Source organism: Geodermatophilus sp. SYSU D00697, assembly GCF_054050175.1.
The window spans coordinates 63,761-86,661 of sequence record NZ_JBJGYV010000010.1 but is presented as its reverse complement, the minus strand read 5'-3'; the positions used below and the strand labels follow the sequence as shown (position 1 = coordinate 86,661).

The following is a 22,901-nucleotide window of genomic DNA, read 5'->3' as shown; positions in this document are numbered from 1 at the left end:
CTCCGCCTCGTCCCTGCCCCGCAGGGCTCCGCCGCCAGCTCTCCTGGCAGCGACCGCACCGCCCTACCCCGGACCGATGCGGAGGGAAACCAGCTCAGCCGTTGCCCTCCGCACCCGACGAGCGCCCGTCGCCCGCCGCACCCCCGTCGGCCCGCCACACCGTCACCGACCCGGTCGGGACGGAGGTCGCGACGGGTCGGTAGTGGGCGGCGAGCTCGGCGAGGACGGCCCGGGTCCGCTCCGATCCTCGGACCTCCGGCGCCGCCCGGTCCAGTCCCAGGACGACGACGTAGTCGAGGTCACCCCGGACCGCGGGGAGGTCGACGGCCGGCGGGATGCGCTCCAGGCCGCCCAGCTCGGGGTCCAGCCGGCCGCGCAGGGAGCCCTGCTCCGGGAACTCCACCTGGAAGTACGCCTCGACGGCCTCGTAGTGGCCCAGGTCCACGGCTCCGCTGCGCACGGCCAGCCGGCTGGACTCGTGGCGCAGTGGATCGGGGGTGCCAGGCTCGGGTGCGACCACCGAGCGGCTGTACTGCAGCACGACCAGGGTCGACCCGGGCGCGATGGCGCCGGCCACCGACAGGAACTCGTCGACCTCGGCGGCCGCCGCGGCCTGCGCCGGCCACCGCGCCAGGGCGCCGGCCGACGCGGACACCACGAGGACGGCGGCGAGGACGGCGGCGAGCACCCGCCCCGGCGGCCGGGTCGCCGCCCACAGCGCCAGGAGCAGCGGCGGGAACCAGGCCAGCCGGCCCACCAGGAACCCGAAGTCGGGCCCCAGGCGCTCGGGCGTCAAGCAGACCGCGAGCAGCGCGCCCGCCACCAGCACACCCAGGGCTCCCCGGTCGGCCCGGGACCCGTGCCCGTCGGGGTCCGCGCGGCGCAGGGCGAGCAGCGCGAGCGCCACCAGCGCCGCGGTCCCGACCAGCGCCGCGGTGCGGCCCAGGTCCGGGACGCCGTCGACCCCCCAGCCGGTCAGGAAGGGGCGCTCACCGCGCAGCAGCGCCCCGACCCGCTCCAGCGAGGGCTCCCCCTCCGGCGTCGCCGGCGGCCCGTCGCCCGTGGCCAGGTAGGCGGCGGTGAGCGACACGCCCGGTGCCACGGCGAGCACGGGAGGGAGGACGTGCCGCCGGACGGCGGGGAGGACCGCCGTCCCACCCCGCGCGTCCGCCGCGGCGCGGGTCAGCGCGAGCAGCAGGACCCCGCCGGTGCCGACCACCCACGGCAGCAGGTGCGCCGTCCAGGTCAGCAGGGACACGACGGCGAGCACGAGGACCCCGCGCGGGGACCACCCCGACCGGCGGCGGAGGGCGACGCCCAGGACGAGCAGGGACCCGATGACGCCGAGCGCGAAGTTGTAGAAGCCGTAGGCGAGCAGGTGGCTGCTCCCGTACAGCAGCCCCGCCGCGCCGAGCCAGCCGGCCCGCCGGGACACCCCCCGGGCGGCGTACGCCAGCGCCACGACCAGGCCGACGACGATCCCGGCCACCAGCAGCCGCTCGGCGGCGTCCGGCCCGACGACCTGCAGCAAGCCGGTCAGCAGCAGGGTGGTGAGCATGTTGGGCACCGGGGACAGGTCGACCCGGTACTGCTCCCGGAGCACCTCCCCGACGCTCCCGTCGTCCCCCCGGTGGACCAGCGCCCAGGCTCCGGCGACGTGCGCCGGGCCGTCCTGGCTCAGGACGGTCGGGAAGGCCACCAGCGACGCCAGCTGCACCGCCAGGCCCGCGACCAGGAGCGCCGCGAGCAGCGCCGTCCGGACCGTCCCCGGCCCCCTCCAGGGCCTCCCCGAGCCTGCGAGGGGGGCCAGGAGGGGGCCGGTCATCAGGCGGCGGCGCGGCGGGCGGTCCAGCGTCCGTCGGCCCGCTGGACCTGCAGCGCCAGCCCGAAGGTCTCCGACAGCGCCTCCTGGATGAGCACCTGCTCCACCGGCCCGGCGGCCACCACCTGGCCGGCGCGCAGCAGCAGCGCGTGGGTGTAGCCCGGTGGGATCTCCTCGACGTGGTGGGTGACCAGCACCTGCGCCGGGGCGTACAGGTAGCGCGCCAGGTCCGACAGCCGGCTGACGAGGTCCTCGCGGCCGCCGAGGTCCAGCCCGGCGCCGGGCTCGTCGAGCAGCAACAGCTCGGGGTCGGGCATCAGCGCGCGGGCGATCTGCACCCGCTTGCGCTCGCCCTCGCTCAACGTGCCGAACGGCCGGTGGGCCATCGGCGAGACCCCCCACTGCTGCATGAGCATGGCCGCGCGGGTGAGGTCGTGGACGTCGTAGCGCTCGCGCCACCGGCCGACGACCGCGTACCCGGCCGAGAGGACCACGTCGCCGGTGCGCTCCGAGGGCTCGATGCGCTGGGCCAGCGCGGCGCTGGTCAGCCCGATCCGCGGCCGCAGCTCGAAGACGTCGACCGCGCCGAGGGTCTCCCCCAGCAGCGTGACGGTGCCGCGGGTGGGGTGCATGTGGGCGGCGGCCAGCTGCAGCAGCGTCGTCTTGCCCGCGCCGTTGGGCCCGAGCACCACCCAGCGCTGGTCCTCGTGCACCGCCCAGTCGATCCCCCGGAGCAGGTGCGCCTGCCCCCGGACGACGTCCACACCGTGCATCTCGACGACCGGCTCCCTCGACACCCCTCCATCCAACCAACCCGCCCGGCCTGACCGACGTGCCACCCGACCGGCGCGGGTCCTGTCAGGATCGACCCGTGCGCAGCAGCCCGGACGCCGTCGAGGTCTGGCCCGGCTCCCCCAGCCCCCTGGGGGCCTCCTGGGACGGGACCGGCACGAACTTCGCCCTGTGGTCGGGCGGCGCGCAGGCGGTGGACCTGTGCCTGTTCGACACCGACGGCACCGAGCACCGGCACCGGCTGCGGGAGACCACCCACCAGGTGTGGCACGGCCGGCTGCCCGGCATCGGGCCGGGCCAGCGCTACGGCTACCGGGTGCACGGCGGCTACGACCCCGGCTCGGGACTGCGGTACAACCCGGCCAAGCTGCTGCTGGACCCCTACGCCCGGGCCGTCGACGGCGAGCTCCGCCTCGACCCGGCGCTGTTCGGCTTCGCGGACGGCCCCGGCGAGGGCCGGCGCGGCGACGGCCCGCCCGACCTGCACGACTCCGCGCCGTACGTGCCGCGCGGCGTGGTGGTGCACGACCCGTTCCCGTGGGACGGGGACCGGCGGCCGGGCACGCCGTGGGCGGACACCGTGATCTACGAGGTGCACGTCAAGGGCGCGACCATGAACTGGCCGGACGTCCCGCCCGCGCTGCGCGGCACCTACGCGGGCCTGGCGCACCCGGCGTTCGTGGCCCACCTGCAGGCGCTGGGCGTGACCGCGATCGAGCTGCTGCCGGTGCACCACTTCGTCAGCGAGCCGCACCTGCTGCGCCGCGGCCTCACCAACTACTGGGGCTACAACACCCTCGGGTACTTCGCCCCGCACGCGGCCTACAGCTCCTCGGGCACCGCCGGGCAGCAGGTGACCGAGTTCAAGGCGATGGTGAAGACGCTGCACGCCGCCGGCATCGAGGTCATCCTCGACGTCGTCTACAACCACACCGCCGAGGGCGACCACACCGGGCCGACCCTGTCGTTCAAGGGCATCGACAACGGCGGCTACTACCGGCTCGACGGGGGCGACCCGTCCCGCTACACCGACTACACCGGCTGCGGGAACACCCTCGACGTCCGCCGTCCCCCGGTGCTGGCGCTGCTCATGGACTCGCTGCGCTACTGGGTCACCGAGATGCACGTCGACGGCTTCCGGTTCGACCTCGCCGCCGCGCTGGCCCGCTCGATGCACGACGTCGACCGGCTCTCGGCCTTCTTCGACGTCGTCCACCAGGACCCGGTGGTCAGCCAGGTGAAGCTCATCGCCGAGCCGTGGGACGTCGGCGAGGGCGGCTACCAGGTCGGGAACTTCCCGCCGCTGTGGACCGAGTGGAACGGCAAGTACCGCGACACCGTCCGGGACGTGTGGTCCGGGGCGCACGTGGGGGTCCGCGACCTCGCCTACCGGCTCACCGGCTCCTCGGACCTGTACCGCTCCGACGGGCGGCGGCCGTTCGCCAGCATCAACTTCGTCACCGCCCACGACGGGTTCACCCTCGCCGACCTGGTCACCTACCAGCGCAAGCGCAACGAGGCCAACGGCGAGGACAACCGGGACGGCGAGAGCCACAACCGCAACTGGAACTGCGGTGTGGAGGGCCCCACCGACGACCCGGAGGTCACTGCGCTGAGGGCCCGGCAGGTGCGCAACCACCTGGCCACGCTGCTGCTGTCGACCGGGGTGCCGATGCTCACCGCCGGCGACGAGCTCGGCCGGACCCAGCACGGCAACAACAACGCCTACTGCCAGGACAACGAGATCTCCTGGATCGACTGGAAGTCCCTCGACGAGGACCTGTTCGCGTTCGTCTCCCGGCTGGTGGCCCTGCGGCGGTCCTCCCCCGTCCTGCGGCAGGAGGCGTTCTTCGAGGGTCACGAGATCCCGGGCACCGGCGGCACCCGCGACCTGGCGTGGTTCCACCCCGCCGGGCACCAGCTGAGCACCGCGGACTGGTTCGACGTCGGGCTGCAGACGATCGGGATGTACCTCGACGGCCGCGGGATCCGGCACCGGGACCAGCGCGGCCGCCCGGTGCAGGACGACTCCTACCTGGTGCAGCTGCACGCCGGCCCGGCTCCGGTGACCGTGCACCTGCCGGGCCCGCCGTGGGCCGACGGCTACGAGTTCGTCGTCTCGACGGAGTACGCCACCGGAGCGCCGCCGCGCCCGGCCGTGGTCGCTCCCGGGCCGCTGGAGATGCCGCCGCGCACCGTGTGGCTGCTGCGGGTGCTGCGCCGGCCCTGAGCCCGCCCGACGCCGCGCCACCGTTGCGGTCTCCCGCTCGCTCCCGCGGTGGTGCACGGGCGCAGGAGCGGGGAGAGGACCGCACGAGCGCGGACGGTCCGGACGCCGAGAGCCCCGGGTCCGCGAGGGATCCGGGGCTCTCGTGGCCGGCCTCCTGCAGGGTCCCGCCGCGAGCCTGCGAGTGGCGGGTGCGGTCCGGAGGACCGCAGTGACTCAGTCGGGCTGCTGCTCGAAGGTGATGACCGTCCAGCCCAGCAGCAGGCGGTCGCCGTCGGAGAGCGGGTGCGCGACGCCGGGCTCGAGCTGGGTCCACTCGGTCGCCTCGGGGCCGGCCACGTGCGTGCCGTTGAGCGAGCCGAGGTCGACCAGCGACACCTCGCGGCCGTCGCGCTGGATGGCGGCGTGCGCCGAGGACAGCACGTTCTGGGTGTCGGCGATCGGCACCGGCCGGGCCGACCCGCCGGTGACCAGCTCGTGGTTGTCGGGACGGCGGCCGAGGACGAGGTCCTCGTCGACGGTCACGACCAGGCCGTCGTCGAACCGGAGGATCGGGGCCGCGGCCGGCTCGGGCTTCCAGAAGGCGGTCGCCTCGCCGCCCTCGTCGTCCTGCCGGGACGGGGCCGCGGTGGCGCCGAACCCGGAGGAGCCGGGGGAGCCGGAGGAGCCGGTGGACGCCCCGGCGCTGCCGAAGCCGGCGTCGGTGCCGGCGGAGAACGGCGAGGGGCTCGACTGCGGGACGGCGGCCGTCGACGGGTGGGCGACCGCGGCCAGCTGCAGCATCGCGCCGGAGCCGGGGACGGTCCCCTCCACCAGGTCGTAGGCCACACCCGGGGGCATCGACGGGACCGGCTGGCCGGGGCCGACGTAGAGCGTCTGGCCCAGGTGGAAGCCGCTGGCGAGGGTGCAGCCGTCGACCGACGAGCCCGACACCGGGACGCCGTCGACCGCGGGCTGGCCCTTGCCGGACCACAGCGCCACGCCGGTGCCGGTGCCGCCGGCGGTGTCGACCAGGACCAGGGCGAAGGAGGACGAGCCGCCACCGAGCGCGGCGACCTGGCCGGCCACGGCGCCCAGCACGCGCTCGGCGCCGGGGCCGGAGACCCCCAGGCAGGCGTGGAGCGCGGCCACGAGAGCGGGCGCCCCCGGCGCGTCGACCCAGAGCAGACCGCCTCCCCGTCGAGCGACGACGGAGTCTCCGGGCAGTACTTCACAGCGGTCGGGCATGGCGCAAGCCTAATGACCTCAGGCACGCGCGGGCGGACCGGGAACGCCGCCACGCCGGATCGTCGCGACGCTCCCGGTACCCGTGCGACCCGCGTGGCGGATGTGCCTCGAGTCGCCTCGGGGCGGCCCTGCGGGGGTCCTCCTCAGGCGGTCGTGACCAGTCCCAGCTCGGCCGGGTCGGCCATGTGCGCGGAGTGCGGGAGGACCCGCACCGTGTAGCCGAATGCCCCGGGGCGCTCGAGCGGGAGCGTGGCGGTGAACCAGTGACGGGAGCCGTCGGTGTGCTCGTGCCGCATCGGCAGCGTGGTGACCTCGTGCAGCCCGTCGGCGTCGTCGACCCGGCCGTAGGCCGCCTGCACCTCCACGTCCGAGGGGGTGAGGCCGGGCAGCTCCACCTCCGCCCGCAGCGCCAGCGTCGACCCGATCTCGGGGGTGTCCCCGGCGCCGGTGGCCTCGACGTGGGCGACCCGGACGGTGCCCCAGTTCTCCGACACCTGCGCCCGCCAGCTCGCCTCGGTGCGGGCCGCGCCGTAGCCGCCCTCGGCCATCACGCGGGCGGAGCCGGCCGCGGGCACGTACAGCTGCTGCACGTAGTCGCGCACCATGCGGGTGGCCAGCACCTTGGGTCCGGTCTCGCGCAGCGTGTGCCGCACCATCTCCACCCAGCGGGTGGGGACGCCGTCGCGGTCGGTCTCGTAGAAGCGGGGCAGCACCTGGTTGCCGAGCAGCTCGTAGATGGCCCGGGCCTCGATCTCGTCCCGCCGGTCGGGGTCGGCGACGCCGTCGGCGGTGGGGATGGCCCAGCCGTTCTGGCCGTCGAACCACTCGTCCCACCAGCCGTCTCGGATGGAGAGGTTCAGCCCGCCGTTGAGCGCGGCCTTCATCCCGGACGTGCCGCAGGCCTCGAGGGGCCGCAGCGGGTTGTTCAGCCAGACGTCGCAGCCCCAGTAGAGGTAGCGGGCCATGCCGATGTCGTAGCCGGGGAGGAACGCGATGCGGTGCCGGATCTCCGGGTCGTCGGCGAACTTCACCATCTGCTGGATCAGCTGCTTGCCGCCGTCGTCGGCCGGGTGGCTCTTGCCGGCGATCACCAGCTGGATCGGCCGCTGGTCGTCGAGCAGCAGGGCCTTGAGCCGCTGGGGGTCGCGCAGCATGAGGGTCAGCCGCTTGTAGGAGGGCACCCGGCGCGCGAAGCCGATGGTGAGGACGTCGGGGTCGAAGGCGCTGTCGGTCCAGCCCACCTCCGACTCGGCGGCCCCCCGGGCCAGCGCGGTCGCCCGCAGCCTGCGGCGCACCTCGTCGACCAGCCGGCCCCGCAGCAGCCGCCGGGTGCTCCACAGCTCCCCGGACGGGATGCGGTCGACGCCGTCGAAGTGCACCTCGCCCTCGACCTCGACCGGGTCGCCCTGGCCGGTCGTCTGCGTGCCGAGCTCGACCAGCTCGCGCGCCGTCCAGGTCGGGGCGTGCACGCCGTTGGTGATCGAGGTGATCGGCACGTCGCCCTCGTCGAAGCCCGACCACAGGCCCCGGAACATCGAGCGGCTGACGTGCCCGTGCAGCCGGCTGACGCCGTTGGCCCGCTGGCCCAGGCGCAGGCCCATGTGCGCCATGTTGAACTTGCTCGGGTCCTCCTCGGCGCCCAGCGGGATCAGCTGGTCCAGGGGGACGCCGAAGCCCGCGAAGTAGCGCTCGATCAGCGCCCGCGGGAAGCGGTCGATGCCGGCCGGCACGGGGGTGTGCGTGGTGAACACCGTGCCGGCGCGCACCGCCTGCAACGCCTCGGGGAACGACAGCCCGTGGGACTCGGTGAGCTCGCGGATCCGCTCGACGCCCTGGAACCCGGCGTGGCCCTCGTTGGCGTGGAACACCTCCGGCGCCGGGGTGCCGGTGAGCTGGCAGTAGGCCCGCAGCGCCCGCACCCCGCCGATGCCCAGCAGCATCTCCTGGCGCAGCCGGTGGTCCTCGTCGCCGCCGTAGAGCCGGTCGGTGACCAGCCGCTCCGACGGCGTGTTCTCCTCGATGTCGCTGTCGAGCAGCAGCAGCGACACGCGGCCGACCTGGGCGCGCCAGACGTGGGCGTGCAGCGTGCGCCCCTCGGGCAGCGGGACGGTGATGACCACCGCCGACCCGTCGGGCTGGCGCAGCAGCTTGACCGGCAGGCCGTGCGGGTCCAGCGACGGGTAGTGCTCCAGCTGCCAGCCGTCGGGCGAGAGGCCCTGCTCGAAGTAGCCGGCCCGGTAGAGCAGGCCCACCCCGATCAGCGGGACGCCGAGGTCGGAGGCGGCCTTGAGGTGGTCCCCGGCCAGGATGCCCAGGCCGCCGGAGTACTGCGGCAGCACCTCGGTGATGCCGAACTCGGCGGAGAAGTAGGCGACGGAGGCCGGGGCGTCCGCGCCCAGCGACTGGTACCAGTGCGGGCCGGACAGGTAGTCCTGCAGGTCGTCGACGACGTCCTGCAGCCGGCGCAGGAACCGGCGGTCCCGGGCGAGGGTGGCCAGCCGCTCGGCGGAGACCTCGCCAAGGACCTTCACCGGGTCGCCGTTGCAGCGCAGCCACAGCTGCGGGTCCAGCGCCTCGAACAGGTCCCGGGTCTCCGGGTGCCAGGACCAGCGGAGGTTCATCACCAGCTGGGAGAGCGGCATCAGCTCCTCGGGGAGCGAGGCCCGGACGGTGAACCGACGGAGAGCGCGCACCGCCCGAGACTAACCAGGCCCCCCCCACGCCGGCGGGGTGCCGAGAGGTGTGCCCCGGCCCGCGTCACACGCCGCACACCCGCCCCGGAGGAGGGCTCCACCGCCGATGTGCCCGCGGGCCGGGACCTCGATAGCGTGGCCGGGATGACTGGCCGCGCTGACCTCCGTCTCGGCATCACCGATGTCGCCCCCGTCGTGTCCTGCGGGTCGTTCTCGGCCCGCGCCGTGGTCGGTGAGCACCTGCCGATCACCGCCACCGTGTTCCGCGAGGGCCACGACGCCGTCGCGGCGAACGTCGTGTGGACCCCGCCCGGCGCGGACGGCGAGGAGCAGCCGCTGCGGCGCATGGTCCACTTCGGCCCGGAACCCGACCGCTGGATCACCACCGTCGTCCCCGACCGGGAGGGGCCCTGGAGCTTCCGGGTGGAGGCCTGGAGCGACCCGCTGGCGACCTGGCACCACGCGGTCGAGGTGAAGATCGCCGCCGGTCAGGGCGCCGACGAGCTCGCCAACGACCTGGAGGAGGGCGCCCGGCTGCTCGACCGGGTGACCGCCGCGGCCGACGGGGAGTGGAAGCAGCGGCTGACCGACGCGGCCGCCGCGCTGCGCGACACCTCCCTCGACGTGCCCGCCCGCGTGGCGCCCGCGCTGGCCGAGGGGCTGCAGGAGTACCTGTACGAGCACCCCGTCCGGGAGCTGGTCACCCAGGGGCCCCGCTACGAGGTGTGGGTCGACCGGCAGCGGGCGCTGTTCGGCTCCTGGTACGAGTTCTTCCCGCGGTCCACCGGCCCCGTGGTCGGGGACAGGCCGACCCACGGCACCTTCGCGACCTCCGCCGACCGGCTGCCGGCGATCGCCGGGATGGGCTTCGACGTCGTCTACCTCCCGCCGATCCACCCGATCGGCACGGTCAACCGCAAGGGCCCGAACACGCCGCTGTTCCCGGGCGGCAACCCCAACGAGGTGGGCCCGGACGACGTCGGCTCACCGTGGGCCATCGGCAGCGCCGAGGGCGGTCACGACGCCGTCCACCCGGAGCTCGGCACGATGGAGGACTTCCGGGACTTCGTGCGGCGGACCGGCGAGCTGGGCATGGAGGTGGCCCTCGACCTGGCCCTGCAGGCGGCGCCGGACCACCCGTGGGTGGCCAGCCACCCCGAGTGGTTCACCACCAAGCCCGACGGCACGATCGCCTACGCCGAGAACCCGCCGAAGAAGTACCAGGACATCTACCCGATCAACTTCGACAACGACCCCGAGGGCATCTACGCCGAGGTGCTGCGGGTCGTGCGGGTGTGGATGGACGCCGGCGTGCGGATCTTCCGCGTCGACAACCCGCACACCAAGCCACTGAACTTCTGGCACTGGCTGATCTGGGAGGTCAAGCGCACCGACCCCGACGTCCTCTTCCTGGCCGAGGCGTTCACCCGGCCGGCGATGATGCACCAGCTCGCCCGGCTGGGGTTCACCCAGTCCTACACGTACTTCACCTGGCGCACCGCGCGCGGGGAGCTGGAGGACTACGGCCGCGAGCTGGCCACCAACTCCCACTACATGCGGCCGAACTTCTTCGTGAACACCCCGGACATCCTGCACGCGTCGCTGCAGTACGGCGGCCCGCCGATGTTCAAGATCCGCGCCGTCCTGGCCGCGATGATGAGCCCGACCTGGGGGGTCTACTCCGGGTACGAGCTGTTCGAGCACGTCGCCGTCCGGCCGGGCAGCGAGGAGTACCTCGACAGCGAGAAGTACCGGCTCCGGCCGCGGGACTACGCCGGGGCCGAGGCGGCCGGGCACAGCCTCGCGCCCTACCTGCGGCGGCTCAACGAGGTCCGCCGCGCCCACCCGGCCCTGCAGCAGCTGCGTACGCTGCGGTTCCACGCCGTGGACAACCCGAACCTGATCTGCTTCTCGAAGACCGACCCCGGCTCGCAGGACGCGGTGCTGGTGGTCGTGGCGCTCGACAGCCACAACACCCAGATCGGGACGACGGCCCTCGACCTGCCGGTGCTCGGCCTCGACTGGCACGAGCGCTTCACCGTCACCGACGAGCTCACCGGCGCCACGTACGACTGGGGCCAGTTCAACTACGTCGAGCTCGACCCGCACCGAGAGCCGGCGCACGTCTTCTCGATCACCCACCACCGGCCGGTGCAGGTCCCGCCGCCGGTGGCGTGACCCCCCACCCGCACACTGCACGAGATCGAGGGCGACTCCCTGCGATGACCGTTCCTGTCCCTGACCTCCCCGACGCGGTCGCGTCGACGCTGCCGGCGCCCGGCACCGACCCCGAGTGGTACAAGCGCGCCGTCTTCTACGAGGTGCTCGTCCGCGGCTTCGCCGACAGCAACGCCGACGGCGTCGGCGACCTGCGCGGCATGATGGACAAGCTCGACTACCTGCAGTGGCTCGGCGTCGACTGCCTCTGGCTGCCGCCCTTCTTCGCCTCACCGCTGCGCGACGGCGGCTACGACGTCAGCGACTACACCGCGGTGCTGCCGGAGTTCGGCGACATCGAGGACTTCCGGGAGCTGCTGGCCGCCGCCCACGCCCGGGGCATCCGCGTGATCATCGACTTCGTCATGAACCACACCTCGGACCAGCACCCCTGGTTCCAGGCCAGCCGCAGCGACCCCGACGGGCCCTACGGCGACTTCTACGTGTGGTCCGACGACGACACCGGCTACCCCGACGCGCGGATCATCTTCGTCGACACCGAGAGCTCCAACTGGACCTTCGACCCGGTGCGCAAGCAGTACTTCTGGCACCGGTTCTTCTCCCACCAGCCCGACCTCAACTTCGAGAACCCCCGGGTGCAGGAGGCGATCATCGACGCCCTGCGCTTCTGGCTGGACCTGGGCATCGACGGCTTCCGGCTCGACGCCGTCCCCTACCTGTTCGAGGAGGAGGGGACCAACTGCGAGAACCTCCCCAAGACCCACGAGTTCCTCAAGCAGGTCCGCAAGGTCGTCGACGCCGACTACCCCGACCGGGTGCTGCTGTGCGAGGCCAACCAGTGGCCGGCCGACGTCGTCGAGTACTTCGGCGAGGACGGCGACGAGTGCCAGATGGCCTTCCACTTCCCCGTGATGCCGCGCCTGTTCATGGGCGTGCGGCGGGAGCAGCGATTCCCGATCTCGGAGATCATGGCCCAGACGCCGGACATCCCCGGCAACTGCCAGTGGGGCATCTTCCTGCGCAACCACGACGAGCTGACCCTCGAGATGGTCACCGACGAGGAGCGGGACTACATGTGGGCGGAGTACGCCAAGGACCCCCGCATGAAGGCCAACATCGGCATCCGCCGCCGGCTCGCGCCGCTGCTCGACAACGACATGGACACCCTCGAGCTGTTCAACGCGCTGCTGCTGTCGCTGCCCGGCTCGCCGGTCCTGTACTACGGCGACGAGATCGCGATGGGCGACAACATCTGGCTCGGTGACCGCGACGGCGTCCGCACCCCGATGCAGTGGACCCCGGACCGCAACGGCGGCTTCTCCACGGCCGACCCGCAGCGGATGTACCTGCCGCTGAACCAGGACCCGGTGTACGGCTACCAGGTCACGAACGTCGAGTCCCAGCTGCGCAACACCAACTCGATGCTGCACTGGATCCGGCAGATGATCCGCGTGCGCAGGGAGCACCCGACCTTCGGCCTGGGCAGCTACGCCGAGGTCGGCTCGCGCAACCCGACGGTGCTCTCCTTCGTCCGCGAGTTCGGCGACGACATCGTGCTGTGCGTCAACAACCTGTCCCGGTTCCCCCAGCCGGTGGAGCTGGACCTGCGCCGCTTCGAGGGCTACACCCCCGTCGAGCTGACCGGGCGGGTCGAGTTCCCGCAGATCGGCGTGCTGCCCTACATGCTCACCCTCGCCGGGCACGGCTTCTACTGGTTCGAGCTGAGCCGGCCGGCCGAGCCCGCGACCGAGGAACCCGAGGACTGGGAGAGCACCGCCTCGAGCGCGGTCGCGGAGTCCCTGCTGGCGGCCGGCGTGGTCACCGCCGCCGAGGAGATCCACGGCGACAGCGACACCCGCACCGGCACCGACGTCCCCCCGAGCCCCGGAGGACCCCGATGAGCGCACTCACCGACCTGCTCCGCGAGTGGATGCCCCACCAGCGCTGGTTCGGCGGCAAGGGCCGGGAGTGGGCCGAGGTCACCGAGGAGGGCTTCCTGCTCGACCAGGCCGACCCGGTGCTGTCGGTCCACCGGGTCCGCGTCACCTACACCGACGGGGTCGTCGAGACCTACCTGGTCCCGCTGTCCTGGCGCGAACACCCGACCGAGGAGCTCAGCGCGGCGTTCCTCGGTGCGGTGCCCGGCAAGGACCGGGAGAACTACGCCTACGACGCCATGCGCGACCGGGACGCCACGACGCCGTGGCTCATCCACCTGGTCAACGCCTCCACCATCGGGCCGATGCACTTCCACCCGGCGGGGGTCGCCTACATCCCCGAGGGCCTGCCCGGCGACATCCTCTCCACCGAGCAGAGCAACACCTCGCTGGTCTACGGCCAGGAGGCGATCTTCAAGCTGTTCCGCCGGCTGGAGCCCGGGCTCAACCCGGACGTCGAGATCCACGACGCACTGCGCAAGACGCAGAACCCGCACATCGCGCCGCTGCTGGGCCACATCGAGATCGACGACCCCGACCCGTCGGCGGAACCGGCCACGGTGGCCATGCTGCAGACGTTCGTGCCCAACGCCAGCGACGGGTGGCGGCTGGCCACCGCCAGCGTGCGGGACCTCTATGCGGAGGGCGACCTGCACGCCGACGAGGTGGGCGGGGACTTCGCCGCCGACAGCGAGCGACTCGGCGCCGCGACCGCCTCGGTGCACGCAGACCTGGCGAAGGTCCTGCCCACCGAGACCGCCGACGCGGGGTGGTTCGCCGCCGTGGCCGAGCAGATGACCGAGCGGCTGGAGGCGGCCATCGCCGTCGTCCCGCAGCTGGCCGAGCACGCCGACGGCCTGCGCGCGGTCTACGCCGCCGTCGCCGGTGCCGACGAGACCGTCGTGCGCCAGCGGGTGCACGGCGACCTGCACCTCGGTCAGGTGCTGCGCACCGCCACCGGGTGGATCGTGCTCGACTTCGAGGGCGAGCCGGCCCGGCCGCTGGCGGCCCGCCGCGAGCTCGACAGCCCGATGCGCGACGTCGCGGGGATGCTGCGCAGCTTCGACTACGCCGCACGTCACATGCTCGTCGAGCAGCCCGGCGACCCCCAGCGTGCATACCGCGCGCAGGAGTGGGCAGAGCGCAACCGCAGCGCGTTCTGCGCCGGGTACTCGGCGGCGAGTGGCATGGACCCCTGCGGCGACTCCCCTCTGCTGCGGGCCTTCGAGGCGGACAAGGCCGTCTACGAGTGCGTCTACGAGGCGCGCAACCGCCCGCACTGGCTGATGATCCCGCTGCAGTCGCTGTCCCGGCTCACCGCCGCGGGCTGACGCGCGCACCCGAGACCACCGACAGACCGGCACGGAAGAGGACGGCGACGCGATGACATCCCCCGAGGGGACCACCGAGGACAGGGCCACCGGCACTCCCGAGCCGACCGTCGACTCCGGCGATCGGCCGCCGGCCACCAAGGAGGAGCTGCAGGCGGTCGTCGAGGAGAAGACCGCGCGGGCCGAGGCCGCCGAGGCCGAGCCGGTCGTCAACGCCCCGGCCCGCAAGCCCGCGGCCAAGAGGGCGCCCGCGGCCAAGAAGGCCCCCGCGGCGAAGAAGACGACGGCGGCCAAGAGCACCACGGCGAAGAAGACCACCGCGAAGAAGACGGCCGCGGCGGTGGCCGACGGCGCGGCGGCCGTCGACGACGCGGCTCCGGCGAAGAAGACCGCCAAGCGCGCACCGCGGAAGAAGGCGGCGCAGGCCGAGGTGGTCGCCGAGCAGGGCGGGACCGCGGCCCCCGTGGTGGCCCCGGCGCCCATCGCCGAGCCGGGCAGCCCCGCGGGCGCACCCGCACCCCAGCCCGAGCCGCCCAGCCCCTCCCCCGACGAGCCCAGCACCCCGCAGGCCCCCGACGACCACGACACCGCGATCGCGCACCGCTCGGGCTCCTCCGGCGGCGTCGTCACCGAGCCGGTCACCGACGGATCCCCGCCCGGCGCCACGACCGAGGCCTCGACCGGCGGCGCGACCGGTGGCTCGACCGGCGGCGAGGTCACCAGTGACGACCCCTCCCTCGCCGACGTGGTCGCCGAGGACACCACCATCGGCGAGGGCGGGCAGCCGTCGGTCCAGGGGGTCACCGAGGAACAGCTGCGGGCCATCGTGGACGGCTGGTCCTACGCCCCGCACAGCGTGCTCGGCGCCCACCCGGCCGGCACCGGCTGGGTCGTGCGCACCCTGCGGCCCGACGCCGTCTCCGTCGTCGTGGTCGACGAGGACGGCTCCCGGTACGACGCCCACCACGTGCACGCCGGCGGCATCTTCGAGGCCGCCCTGCCCGGGCAGCCCGGGGACTACCGGCTCGACGTCACCTACTCCGACGGCGAGGGCAGCACCAACACCTTCGTCGTCGACGACCCCTACCGCTGGCTGCCGACGGTCGGGGAGCTCGACCAGCACCTGATCCGGGAGGGCCGGCACGAGCGGCTGTGGGAGGTGCTGGGCGCGCACGTCCGCCGCTACGACACCCCCCGCGGGCAGGTCCAGGGCGTCTCCTTCGCGGTCTGGGCGCCCAACGCCCAGGGCGTGCGGGTGACCGGCGACTTCGACTACTGGGAGGCGCGCGCCTACCCGATGCGGTCGCTGGGCTCCTCCGGCGTCTGGGAGATCTTCATCCCCGGTGTCGCGGTCGGGACCCGCTACCGCTACCACGTGCTCGGCCGCGACGGCGTGTGGCGGCACAAGGCCGACCCGCTGGCCTTCGCCACCGAGGTGCCACCGCTCAACGCCTCGGTCGTCACCGAGTCCACGCACGAGTGGGCCGACGACGAGTGGCTCACCGAGCGGGCCCGCGGCGGCTGGCACCAGCGGCCCATGAGCATCTACGAGGTGCACGCCGGCTCCTGGCGGCAGGGCCTGTCCTACCGGGAGCTCGCCGACGAGCTGGTCGACTACGTCGTCTCGGCCGGCTTCACCCACATCGAGCTCATGCCGGTCGCCGAGCACCCGTTCGGCGGCTCCTGGGGCTACCAGGTCACCTCCTACTACGCCCCGACGGCGCGGTACGGCAGCCCGGACGACTTCCGGTACCTCGTGGACCGGGCCCACCAGGCCGGCATCGGGGTCATCGTCGACTGGGTCCCGGCGCACTTCCCCAAGGACGACTGGGCCCTGGCCCGCTTCGACGGCACGCCGCTGTACGAGCACGGCGACCCGCGCCGCGGTGAGCAGCTGGACTGGGGCACCTACGTGTTCGACTTCGGCCGCTCGGAGGTGCGCAACTTCCTGGTCGCCAACGCCCTGTTCTGGTGCAAGGAGTTCCACATCGACGGCGTCCGCGTCGACGCGGTGGCCTCGATGCTCTACCTGGACTACTCCCGCGACGAATGGGTGCCCAACGTGCACGGCGGGCGGGAGAACCTGGAGGCGGTCGCCTTCCTGCAGGAGATGAACGCGACGGTCTACCGCGAGGTCCCCGGCGTGGTCACCATCGCCGAGGAGTCGACCGCCTGGCCCGGCGTCACCCGGCCCACCCACCTCGGCGGCCTGGGCTTCGGGTTCAAGTGGAACATGGGCTGGATGCACGACTCGCTGGGCTACATGACCAAGCAGCCGGTGCACCGCAGCTACCACCACGGCCAGATGACGTTCTCGATGATCTACGCGTACTCCGAGAACTACGTGCTGCCGATCAGCCACGACGAGGTCGTGTACGGCAAGGGCTCACTGCTGCGGAAGATGCCCGGCGACCGGTGGCAGCAGCTGGCCAACCTGCGGGCCTACCTGGCCTACATGTGGGCGCACCCGGGCAAGCAGCTGCTGTTCATGGGCTCGGAGTTCGCCCAGGACGCCGAGTGGGCCGAGAGCCGGTCGCTGGACTGGTGGCACCTCGACGACCCCGCCCACCGCGGCGTGCTGTCCCTGGTCACCGACCTCAACGCCCGGTACAAGGAGCTGCCGGCGCTGTGGTCGCAGGACGTCGACCCCGCCGGCTTCCAGTGGATCGACGCCAACGACTCGGCGAACAACGTGCTGTCCTTCGTGCGCTACGGCAGCCGGGACGCCGACGGCGGGGCGGCCGGCAGCGGCCAGGCCCTGGCCTGTGTGGCCAACTTCGCCGGCATGCCGCACCACGGGTACCGGGTCGGACTGCCCCGGCCCGGGTTCTGGCGCGAGGTGGTCAACACCGACTCGGAGGGCTACGGCGGGTCCGGCGTGGGCAACCTCGGCGGCATCGAGGCGGTCGAGGAGCCGTGGCACGGCCAGCCGTACTCCGCGACCCTGTCGGCGCCGCCGCTGGCCACCGTCTGGTTCGTGCACGAGGGCTGAGCGAACGGGCGCACCGGGGGCCGGACGGCGGGCGCCGTCCGGCCCCCCGGTGCGTGTCGGGACGGCTCCCCGTGCGCGGCACCGCCCGCGACCTCGGCGTCTGGCGCTGACTCCCGGGGCGGACTCCCCTGCGGCGGCGCGGCCGCGATGAGACGATGCCGGGGACATGGCTGCCCTCCCCTCGTGCCGGGCGGTCGTGGCCCTGCTGGCCGCGACCGCCCTGTTCCTGTTGTCCGGGTGCTCGGTCGTGGTGCTCGGCCGGCCGACCGCGGCACAGCCCCTGCCCGACGACGCCGACCCCGGTGAGGTCACCGTCGTCGGCGCCACCGACACCCCCATCGACGTCCTCGCCCGCAACGCGCTGGCCGACCTCGAGCAGTTCTGGACCGGCCAGTTCCCCGATGTCTTCGGCACCCGGTTCACGCCGCTCACCGGCGGCTACTTCAGCGTCGACCCCGGCGACATCGACCGCGGCGTGTACCCGCAGGGGGTCGGCTGCGGCGCGGACCCGAGCGAGGTCGAGGGCAACGCCTTCTACTGCCAGGCGCCGAACACCCCGAACTCCGACTCGATCACCTACGACCGCGCCTTCCTCGGCGAGCTCGCCAACGGCTACGGGCGGTTCATCCCCGCCCTGGTCATGGCGCACGAGTTCGGGCACGCCGTCCAGGCCCGGGTCGGTTACCCCCAGGCCTCCATCGCGACCGAGACGCAGGCCGACTGCTTCGCCGGGGCCTGGACCGCGTGGGTCGCCGGCGGCGAGGCCGAGCACTCCCGCATCCGCGAGCCCGAGCTCGACGAGCTGCTGCGCGGCTACCTGCAGCTGCGCGACCCGGTCGGGACCAGCCGCAGGGAGGACCAGGCGCACGGCTCCTACTTCGACCGCGTCTCGGCCTTCCAGGAGGGTTTCGACGACGGCCCGACGGCCTGCCGCGACCGGTTCGGCCCCGACCGCGTCTTCACCCAGGGCGAGTTCACCAGCGACGAGGACTTCCTCAGCGGCGGCAACGCGCCCTACGGCACCATCGTCTCGATCGTCGAGACCTCCCTGCCGGAGTTCTGGGGCCGCGCCTTCACCGAGGTGTTCGACGACCGGTTCACCGCCCCGGAGCTGCAGGGGTTCGACGGGTCGGCGCCGTCCTGCGCGGCCGACGACGTCGACCTCGTGTACTGCCCGCCCGGGGAGGGTGGCTCCGAGGGGGGCCTGGTCGGCTACGACGAGGCCGACCTCGCCGGACCGGCCTACGAGGCGCTGGGCGACTACGCCGTCCCCACCGCCGTGGCCATCCCCTACGCGCTGGCCGCCCGGGACCAGCTCGGGCTGCCCGCGGAGGGCCAGGACGCGTTGCGCTCGGCGGTCTGCCTGGCCGGCTGGTACAGCGCGCAGGTCTACAACCAGGAGCTGACCAACGTGGTCATCTCCCCCGGCGACCTCGACGAGAGCGTGCAGTTCCTGCTCGAGTACGGCAACGACCCGCAGGTGCTCGGCGAGGTCGACGTCTCCGGGTTCCAGCTGGTCGACCTGTTCCGCGGCGGGTTCCTCGAGGGCGCCGGCGTGTGCGACGTCGGGGTCGGCTGACCGCGACGTCGCGGCCAGCCGACCCGCTCAGTAGAGGGCGAGGGTGAGCTGCCGGCGGGCGTCGGCGACCCGGGGGTCCTGGTCCCCGACGACCCCGAAGAGCTCCACCAGGTGCCTGCGGGCCTGGTCGCGGTCCTCCCCGGCGGTCCGGCGGACGACGTCGAGCAGCCGGGCGAAGGCACCCTCGACGTCCCCGGTGCCGAGCAGGAAGTCGGCGGCGCGGGTCTGCGCCGTCACGTCGTCAGGAGCGGCGTCGGCCGCCGCCAGCGCGTCGGGGCCGGCCTCGTCGGCGCGGCGGAACAGCTGGACCTGACGCAGCGCGAGGCCCGCGACCGGGTGATCGGGCTCGGCGTCGACGATCGCCTGGTAGGCGGCCTCGGCGGCGGCGAGGTCACCCCGCTCGAGGGCGGCCTCGGCGGCGTCGAGCCGGGGGTCGTCGACCTCGGCACCCTCGTCCCCCGCCCCGGGCACCGCGCCGCCGGTGGTGGCCCGGACCAGCTCGGTGACGAACTGCCGCGCCTGCTCCTCGGGGATGGCGCCGGTGAACTCCGCGACCAGCTGGCCCTGCCACACGGCCTTGACCGCCGGGATGCCCTGCACCCGCAGGCCCTGGGCCAGCGCGGGGTTGGCGTCCACGTCGACCTTGGCCAGCACCCAGGAGCCACCGCCCTCGGCGGCCAGCCGCTCGAGCACGGGCGAGAGCTGCTTGCACGGCCCGCACCACTCGGCCCACAGGTCCAGCACGACCGGCACCTGGAACGAGCGGTCGAGCACCTCGGCCTGGAAGGTCGCCTCGGTGACGTCGACGACGGCCGCGCCGGGCCCACCGGCCGGGGTGGCCGCGCTCGGCGGGGGTGCTGCCTGGGCGCGGGCCGCGGCCTCGGAGCGGGCCTTGACGGCGGCGAGGTCGACCGCGCCGGCGAGTGAGGCGGCCAGCTGGGCCTGCTGGGCCTGCGCGCGCGGGTCGGGGCGTCCGGGGCGAGAAGGCTGCATGACCTCGATCATCCCACCGCCCGACGAGCGGTGTGGGGCGTGGTCAGCGCACCGCCGGCTCGACGTCTGCCACGTCGCCGGCCCCCAGCCGGACCCGCTTGAGGATGTCGAACAGCGTGTCCAGCTCGGCCGCGGGCAGGTCGCCCAGCCCGAACTCCAGCGCGGTGAGGGCCGCGGTGGCCTCCTCGACGACGGCCCGGCCGCGGTCGGTGATGCCGGCCAGCACCCCCCGGCCGTCGGCGGGGTTGGGACGGCGGTCGACGAAGCCGGCCGCGACCAGCCGGTCGATGGCGTTCGTGACGCTCGTCGGGTGCACCATCAGCCGGCTGCCGATCACCTTGAGCGGCAGCTCCCCGCTGCGACTGAAGGTGAGCAGCACCAGCACCTCGTACCGGGCGAAGGTCAGCCCGTGCGGCCGCAGGGCCTCGTCGAAGCGGGAGAGCAGGATCTGCTGCACGCGGAACACCGACGTGGCGGCGCGCATCGCCGCGGCCGGGCCGAAACGCTGCTCCCACGTCTCGCCGGCGCGCTCGATGGGATCGAAGGGCAACCCCAGCGGTCGGACCATGGCGGCGACGCTACCGGCCCGCCGTCCGCGGCTCCGGGGGAACGGCCTCAGGTGAGGGCGGGCGGGGCGGGTCGCAGCGGCGGCACGTGCCGCAGGCCGAAGACCTCCCGCAGCGCCACCTGTGCGGCGTTGTCGCCGCAGGCCCCGTGGACGGCGGGACCCGGCGGCGTCGCCGACGAGGCGAGGTAGGTCCCCCGCACCGGCGTCTTGTACGTGTTCCACCGCGGCACCGGCCGGGCCAGCATCTGCCGCAGCGTCGCCTGGCCGTTGGAGATGTCCCCGCCCAGGTAGGTGGGGTTCCACGCCTCCATCTGGACGGCGTTCTTGGTGGCCCGCTCCACCACCGTGTCCTTGAACCCGGGGGCGAAGCGCTCCACCTGGTCCTCGATGGCCGCGGTCATGTCGACGTCGGCACCGTGCGGCACGTGCACGTAGGCCCAGAAGACGTGCCCGCCCTCGGGCGCCCGCGAGGGGTCCGGGACCGTCGGCTGCACGGCGAGGACGTACGGGCGGTCGGTCAGCTGCCCCTGGTTGGGCGCCCGCTCGCCGGCGATCGTCTCGTCGAGGGTGCCGGCGACGTGGATGGTCCCGGCGCGGCGCACGTCGGGATCGGTCCAGGGCACCGGGTCGGACAGGATCCAGTCGACCTTGAAGACGCCGGCGCCGTGCCGGTAGCGCGACACCCAGCGGCGGTAGCCCTCGTGCACCCGGTCGCCGGCCATGTCCACGAACGCCTCGGGCGTGGTGTCCAGCAGCACGGCCGGCACCCCGTCGAACTCCCGCAGGTCGGTGACCAGGTGGCCGGTGACGACCTCGCCGCCCTGCTGCTCGAGCGCGGTGACCATCGCGTCGGCCAGCTCCTGCGAGCCGCCCTCGATCAGCGGCCAGCCGACGTGGTGGGAGAGCATGGTCAGCAGCATCCCGAGCGCCGAGGTCAGGGGCTGGCTCAGGTCGAGCATCCCGTGTGCGGCCGCGCCACCCAGGAGAGCCCGGGCCTCCTCGGTCTCGAAGTACCGGTGCGCCAGCCACCGCACGTTGGGCAGCCCGTTGAGCCCGAACTTCGTGATCGGCCCGACGCTGCGCGTCGGCAGCCGCCGCAGCCGGCTGGTCAGGAAGAAGTCGACGACGTCGGTCCCGTGCTCGACCAGCGGCTCGAACAGGCGGCGGTAGGCCGGTCCGTCCGGCCCGAGCGCCAGGGCGGTCTCCTCCAGCGACCGGTACGACACCGCGGCCCGGCCCCCGTCCAGGGGGTGGGCGAAGTTGACCTCGGGGTGGACCAGCCGGACCCCGCGGCTGGCGAGGTCGAACTCGCGGAAGAAGGGCGCCGCGGCGGCCATCGGCTGCACGATCGAGCAGACGTCGTGGCGGAAGCCCGGGCGGATCAGCTCCTCGGTGCGCATGCCGCCACCGGGTCGCTCGGCCTGCTCCACGACCTGGACCCGCAGGCCCGCGGCGGCCAGCCGGAGGGCCGCGGCCAGTCCGTTCGGTCCGGCTCCGACGACGACGGCGTCCGGCTTCCCGTTCACCCCGCCATCGTGCCCTCAGCCGGTCAGAGCTGCCCGGTCAGCTCGTCGGCGGCCCGGAAGGGGTCGGTCTCCCCCGCGACCACCCGCTCGGCGAGGACGTCGAGGGCGACCGATCCGCGCACCGCCCCCATCCGCGCCCGGAGGCCGGTCAGGGCGACCGCCTCGATCTCCCGTGCCGCCCGTCGGACCCGGCGCCGCCGCCCCTCGCCGGAGGACTCCAGCCACCGCCGGTGCTCCTCCACGGCGGTCAGCAGCCCGTCGACGCCGTTGTCGGTGTCCCGCACGGCGACCGTCCGGCAGATCGGCGCCCGCCAGGCACCCGCGGCCCCGGACCGGCTCCCGTCGTCCGGTCGGCCCGGGGACAGCACGGAGCGCAGGTCCCGCACCGTCTGCTCGGCGCCGTCCCGGTCGGCCTTGTTGACGACGAGCACGTCGGCGACCTCGAGGATGCCGGCCTTGGCCGCCTGGATCCCGTCGCCCATGCCCGGCGCGAGCAGCACCAGGGTGGTGTCGGCCAGCGAGGCGATCTCCAGCTCCGACTGCCCGACCCCGACGGTCTCCACGAGCACGACGTCGCACCCGGCTGCGTCGAGCACGCGCAGCGCCTGCGGGGTGGCCCACGCCAGCCCGCCGAGGTGTCCGCGGGTGGCCATCGAACGGATGTAGACCCCGGTGTCCTGCGCGTGCGACTGCATGCGCACCCGGTCGCCGAGCAGCGCCCCGCCGGAGAAGGGGGACGTCGGGTCGACCGCGAGGACGCCCACCCGCATGCCGGCCCGCCGGTAGGCGCCGACCAGCGCGGCCGTCGTCGTCGACTTGCCCACGCCCGGCGCACCGGTCAGGCCGATGACCTGGGCGGAGCCGGTGTGCGGGGTCAGGGCCGCGGCGACCTCCCGCAGCAGCGGGCTGCCGTCCTCGACGAGCGAGATGAGCCGCGCCACCGACCGGGCGTCGCCCTCGCGGGCACCGGCCACCAGTGCGGGGACGTCCACAGCGCGACGGCCCCGCCTCCCCTGGGGGGAGGCGGGGCCGGGCG

At 73.9% G+C, this 22,901-nt stretch carries 14 protein-coding genes; 6 read left to right on the top strand and 8 right to left on the bottom strand.

Annotated elements, in window-relative coordinates; all coding sequences use genetic code 11:
• Nucleotides 1-94: 94 nt before the first annotated feature.
• Entirely contained in the window at nucleotides 95-1,825 is a 1,731-nt protein-coding gene (locus ACI79C_RS10975) for a hypothetical protein (RefSeq protein WP_456945685.1), read from the bottom strand.
• Nucleotides 1,825-2,619: an ABC transporter ATP-binding protein gene (locus ACI79C_RS10970; RefSeq protein ID WP_456945684.1), complete on the bottom strand. Its 795-nt coding sequence runs from the start codon at nucleotides 2,617-2,619 to the stop codon at nucleotides 1,825-1,827. Before ACI79C_RS10970 ends, ACI79C_RS10975 begins: the two co-directional genes overlap by 1 nt.
• 74 nt (nucleotides 2,620-2,693) lie before the next feature.
• Here ACI79C_RS10970 and glgX point away from each other — a divergent pair, with 74 nt between their 5' ends.
• Nucleotides 2,694-4,844, top strand: coding sequence for a glycogen debranching protein GlgX (glgX, locus tag ACI79C_RS10965; RefSeq protein ID WP_456945683.1), 2,151 nt, complete (start codon nucleotides 2,694-2,696; stop codon nucleotides 4,842-4,844).
• 213 nt (nucleotides 4,845-5,057) lie between these two features.
• On the opposite strand, the gene ACI79C_RS10960 is transcribed toward glgX, so the two are convergent.
• Nucleotides 5,058-6,068, bottom strand: a complete 1,011-nt coding sequence (locus tag ACI79C_RS10960) for an FHA domain-containing protein (RefSeq protein WP_456945682.1) — start codon at nucleotides 6,066-6,068, stop codon at nucleotides 5,058-5,060.
• Between the two features lie 143 nt (nucleotides 6,069-6,211).
• Entirely contained in the window at nucleotides 6,212-8,761 is a 2,550-nt protein-coding gene (glgP, locus tag ACI79C_RS10955; protein ID WP_456945681.1) for an alpha-glucan family phosphorylase, read from the bottom strand.
• 144 nt (nucleotides 8,762-8,905) lie between these two features.
• On the opposite strand from glgP, the gene ACI79C_RS10950 reads away from it, so the two are divergent.
• The 5 genes from ACI79C_RS10950 (at nucleotide 8,906) to ACI79C_RS10930 (ending at nucleotide 18,778) form a co-directional block, all read left to right on the top strand.
• Nucleotides 8,906-10,939 carry an alpha-1,4-glucan--maltose-1-phosphate maltosyltransferase gene (locus tag ACI79C_RS10950; protein WP_456945680.1) on the top strand — a complete coding sequence of 678 codons (2,034 nt, stop codon included), beginning with the start codon at nucleotides 8,906-8,908 and terminating at the stop codon, nucleotides 10,937-10,939.
• A gap of 44 nt (nucleotides 10,940-10,983) precedes the next feature.
• Nucleotides 10,984-12,840: a maltose alpha-D-glucosyltransferase gene (gene treS, locus ACI79C_RS10945; RefSeq protein WP_456945679.1), complete on the top strand. Its 1,857-nt coding sequence runs from the start codon at nucleotides 10,984-10,986 to the stop codon at nucleotides 12,838-12,840.
• Nucleotides 12,837-14,207, top strand: a complete 1,371-nt coding sequence (locus ACI79C_RS10940) for a maltokinase N-terminal cap-like domain-containing protein (RefSeq protein ID WP_456945678.1) — start codon at nucleotides 12,837-12,839, stop codon at nucleotides 14,205-14,207. Before treS ends, ACI79C_RS10940 begins: the two co-directional genes overlap by 4 nt.
• Nucleotides 14,208-14,259: 52 nt before the next feature.
• Nucleotides 14,260-17,199, top strand: a complete 2,940-nt coding sequence (gene glgB / locus ACI79C_RS10935) for a 1,4-alpha-glucan branching protein GlgB (RefSeq protein ID WP_456945677.1) — start codon at nucleotides 14,260-14,262, stop codon at nucleotides 17,197-17,199.
• 166 nt (nucleotides 17,200-17,365) lie between these two features.
• Nucleotides 17,366-18,778 (top strand): neutral zinc metallopeptidase, encoded by a 1,413-nt coding sequence (locus ACI79C_RS10930; protein ID WP_456945676.1) that lies wholly within the window; start codon nucleotides 17,366-17,368, stop codon nucleotides 18,776-18,778.
• A gap of 27 nt (nucleotides 18,779-18,805) precedes the next feature.
• Here the strand turns inward: ACI79C_RS10930 and ACI79C_RS10925 are convergent, their stop codons facing one another.
• From ACI79C_RS10925 to meaB, 4 genes are read right to left on the bottom strand one after another with little or no spacing between them, the layout of a single operon-like run.
• The gene (locus ACI79C_RS10925; RefSeq protein ID WP_456945675.1) at nucleotides 18,806-19,771 is read right to left on the bottom strand and encodes a tetratricopeptide repeat protein; all 966 of its coding nucleotides are present in this window, start codon (nucleotides 19,769-19,771) and stop codon (nucleotides 18,806-18,808) included.
• 43 nt (nucleotides 19,772-19,814) lie between these two features.
• Complete coding sequence (locus ACI79C_RS10920) at nucleotides 19,815-20,339, bottom strand: MarR family winged helix-turn-helix transcriptional regulator (protein ID WP_456945674.1); 525 nt, start codon at nucleotides 20,337-20,339, stop codon at nucleotides 19,815-19,817.
• A 47-nt stretch (nucleotides 20,340-20,386) separates the two neighbouring features.
• Nucleotides 20,387-21,865 (bottom strand): phytoene desaturase family protein, encoded by a 1,479-nt coding sequence (locus ACI79C_RS10915; RefSeq protein WP_456945673.1) that lies wholly within the window; start codon nucleotides 21,863-21,865, stop codon nucleotides 20,387-20,389.
• Nucleotides 21,866-21,888: 23 nt separating this feature from the next.
• Nucleotides 21,889-22,857 (bottom strand): methylmalonyl Co-A mutase-associated GTPase MeaB, encoded by a 969-nt coding sequence (gene meaB, locus ACI79C_RS10910; protein ID WP_456945672.1) that lies wholly within the window; start codon nucleotides 22,855-22,857, stop codon nucleotides 21,889-21,891.
• Nucleotides 22,858-22,901 lie beyond the last annotated feature (44 nt).

What these genes read in the sequence shown, in the direction of transcription:
- ACI79C_RS10920 (WP_456945674.1), bottom strand. Translation starts at nt 20,339, where the DNA reads ATGGTCCGACCGCTGGGGTTGCCCTTCGATCCCATCGAGCGCGCCGGC.
- glgB (WP_456945677.1), top strand. Translation starts at nt 14,260, where the DNA reads ATGACATCCCCCGAGGGGACCACCGAGGACAGGGCCACCGGCACTCCC.
- ACI79C_RS10925 (WP_456945675.1), bottom strand. Translation starts at nt 19,771, where the DNA reads ATGCAGCCTTCTCGCCCCGGACGCCCCGACCCGCGCGCGCAGGCCCAG.
- ACI79C_RS10930 (WP_456945676.1), top strand. Translation starts at nt 17,366, where the DNA reads ATGGCTGCCCTCCCCTCGTGCCGGGCGGTCGTGGCCCTGCTGGCCGCG.
- treS (WP_456945679.1), top strand. Translation starts at nt 10,984, where the DNA reads ATGACCGTTCCTGTCCCTGACCTCCCCGACGCGGTCGCGTCGACGCTG.
- ACI79C_RS10950 (WP_456945680.1), top strand. Translation starts at nt 8,906, where the DNA reads ATGACTGGCCGCGCTGACCTCCGTCTCGGCATCACCGATGTCGCCCCC.
- ACI79C_RS10960 (WP_456945682.1), bottom strand. Translation starts at nt 6,068, where the DNA reads ATGCCCGACCGCTGTGAAGTACTGCCCGGAGACTCCGTCGTCGCTCGA.
- ACI79C_RS10940 (WP_456945678.1), top strand. Translation starts at nt 12,837, where the DNA reads ATGAGCGCACTCACCGACCTGCTCCGCGAGTGGATGCCCCACCAGCGC.
- ACI79C_RS10975 (WP_456945685.1), bottom strand. Translation starts at nt 1,825, where the DNA reads ATGACCGGCCCCCTCCTGGCCCCCCTCGCAGGCTCGGGGAGGCCCTGG.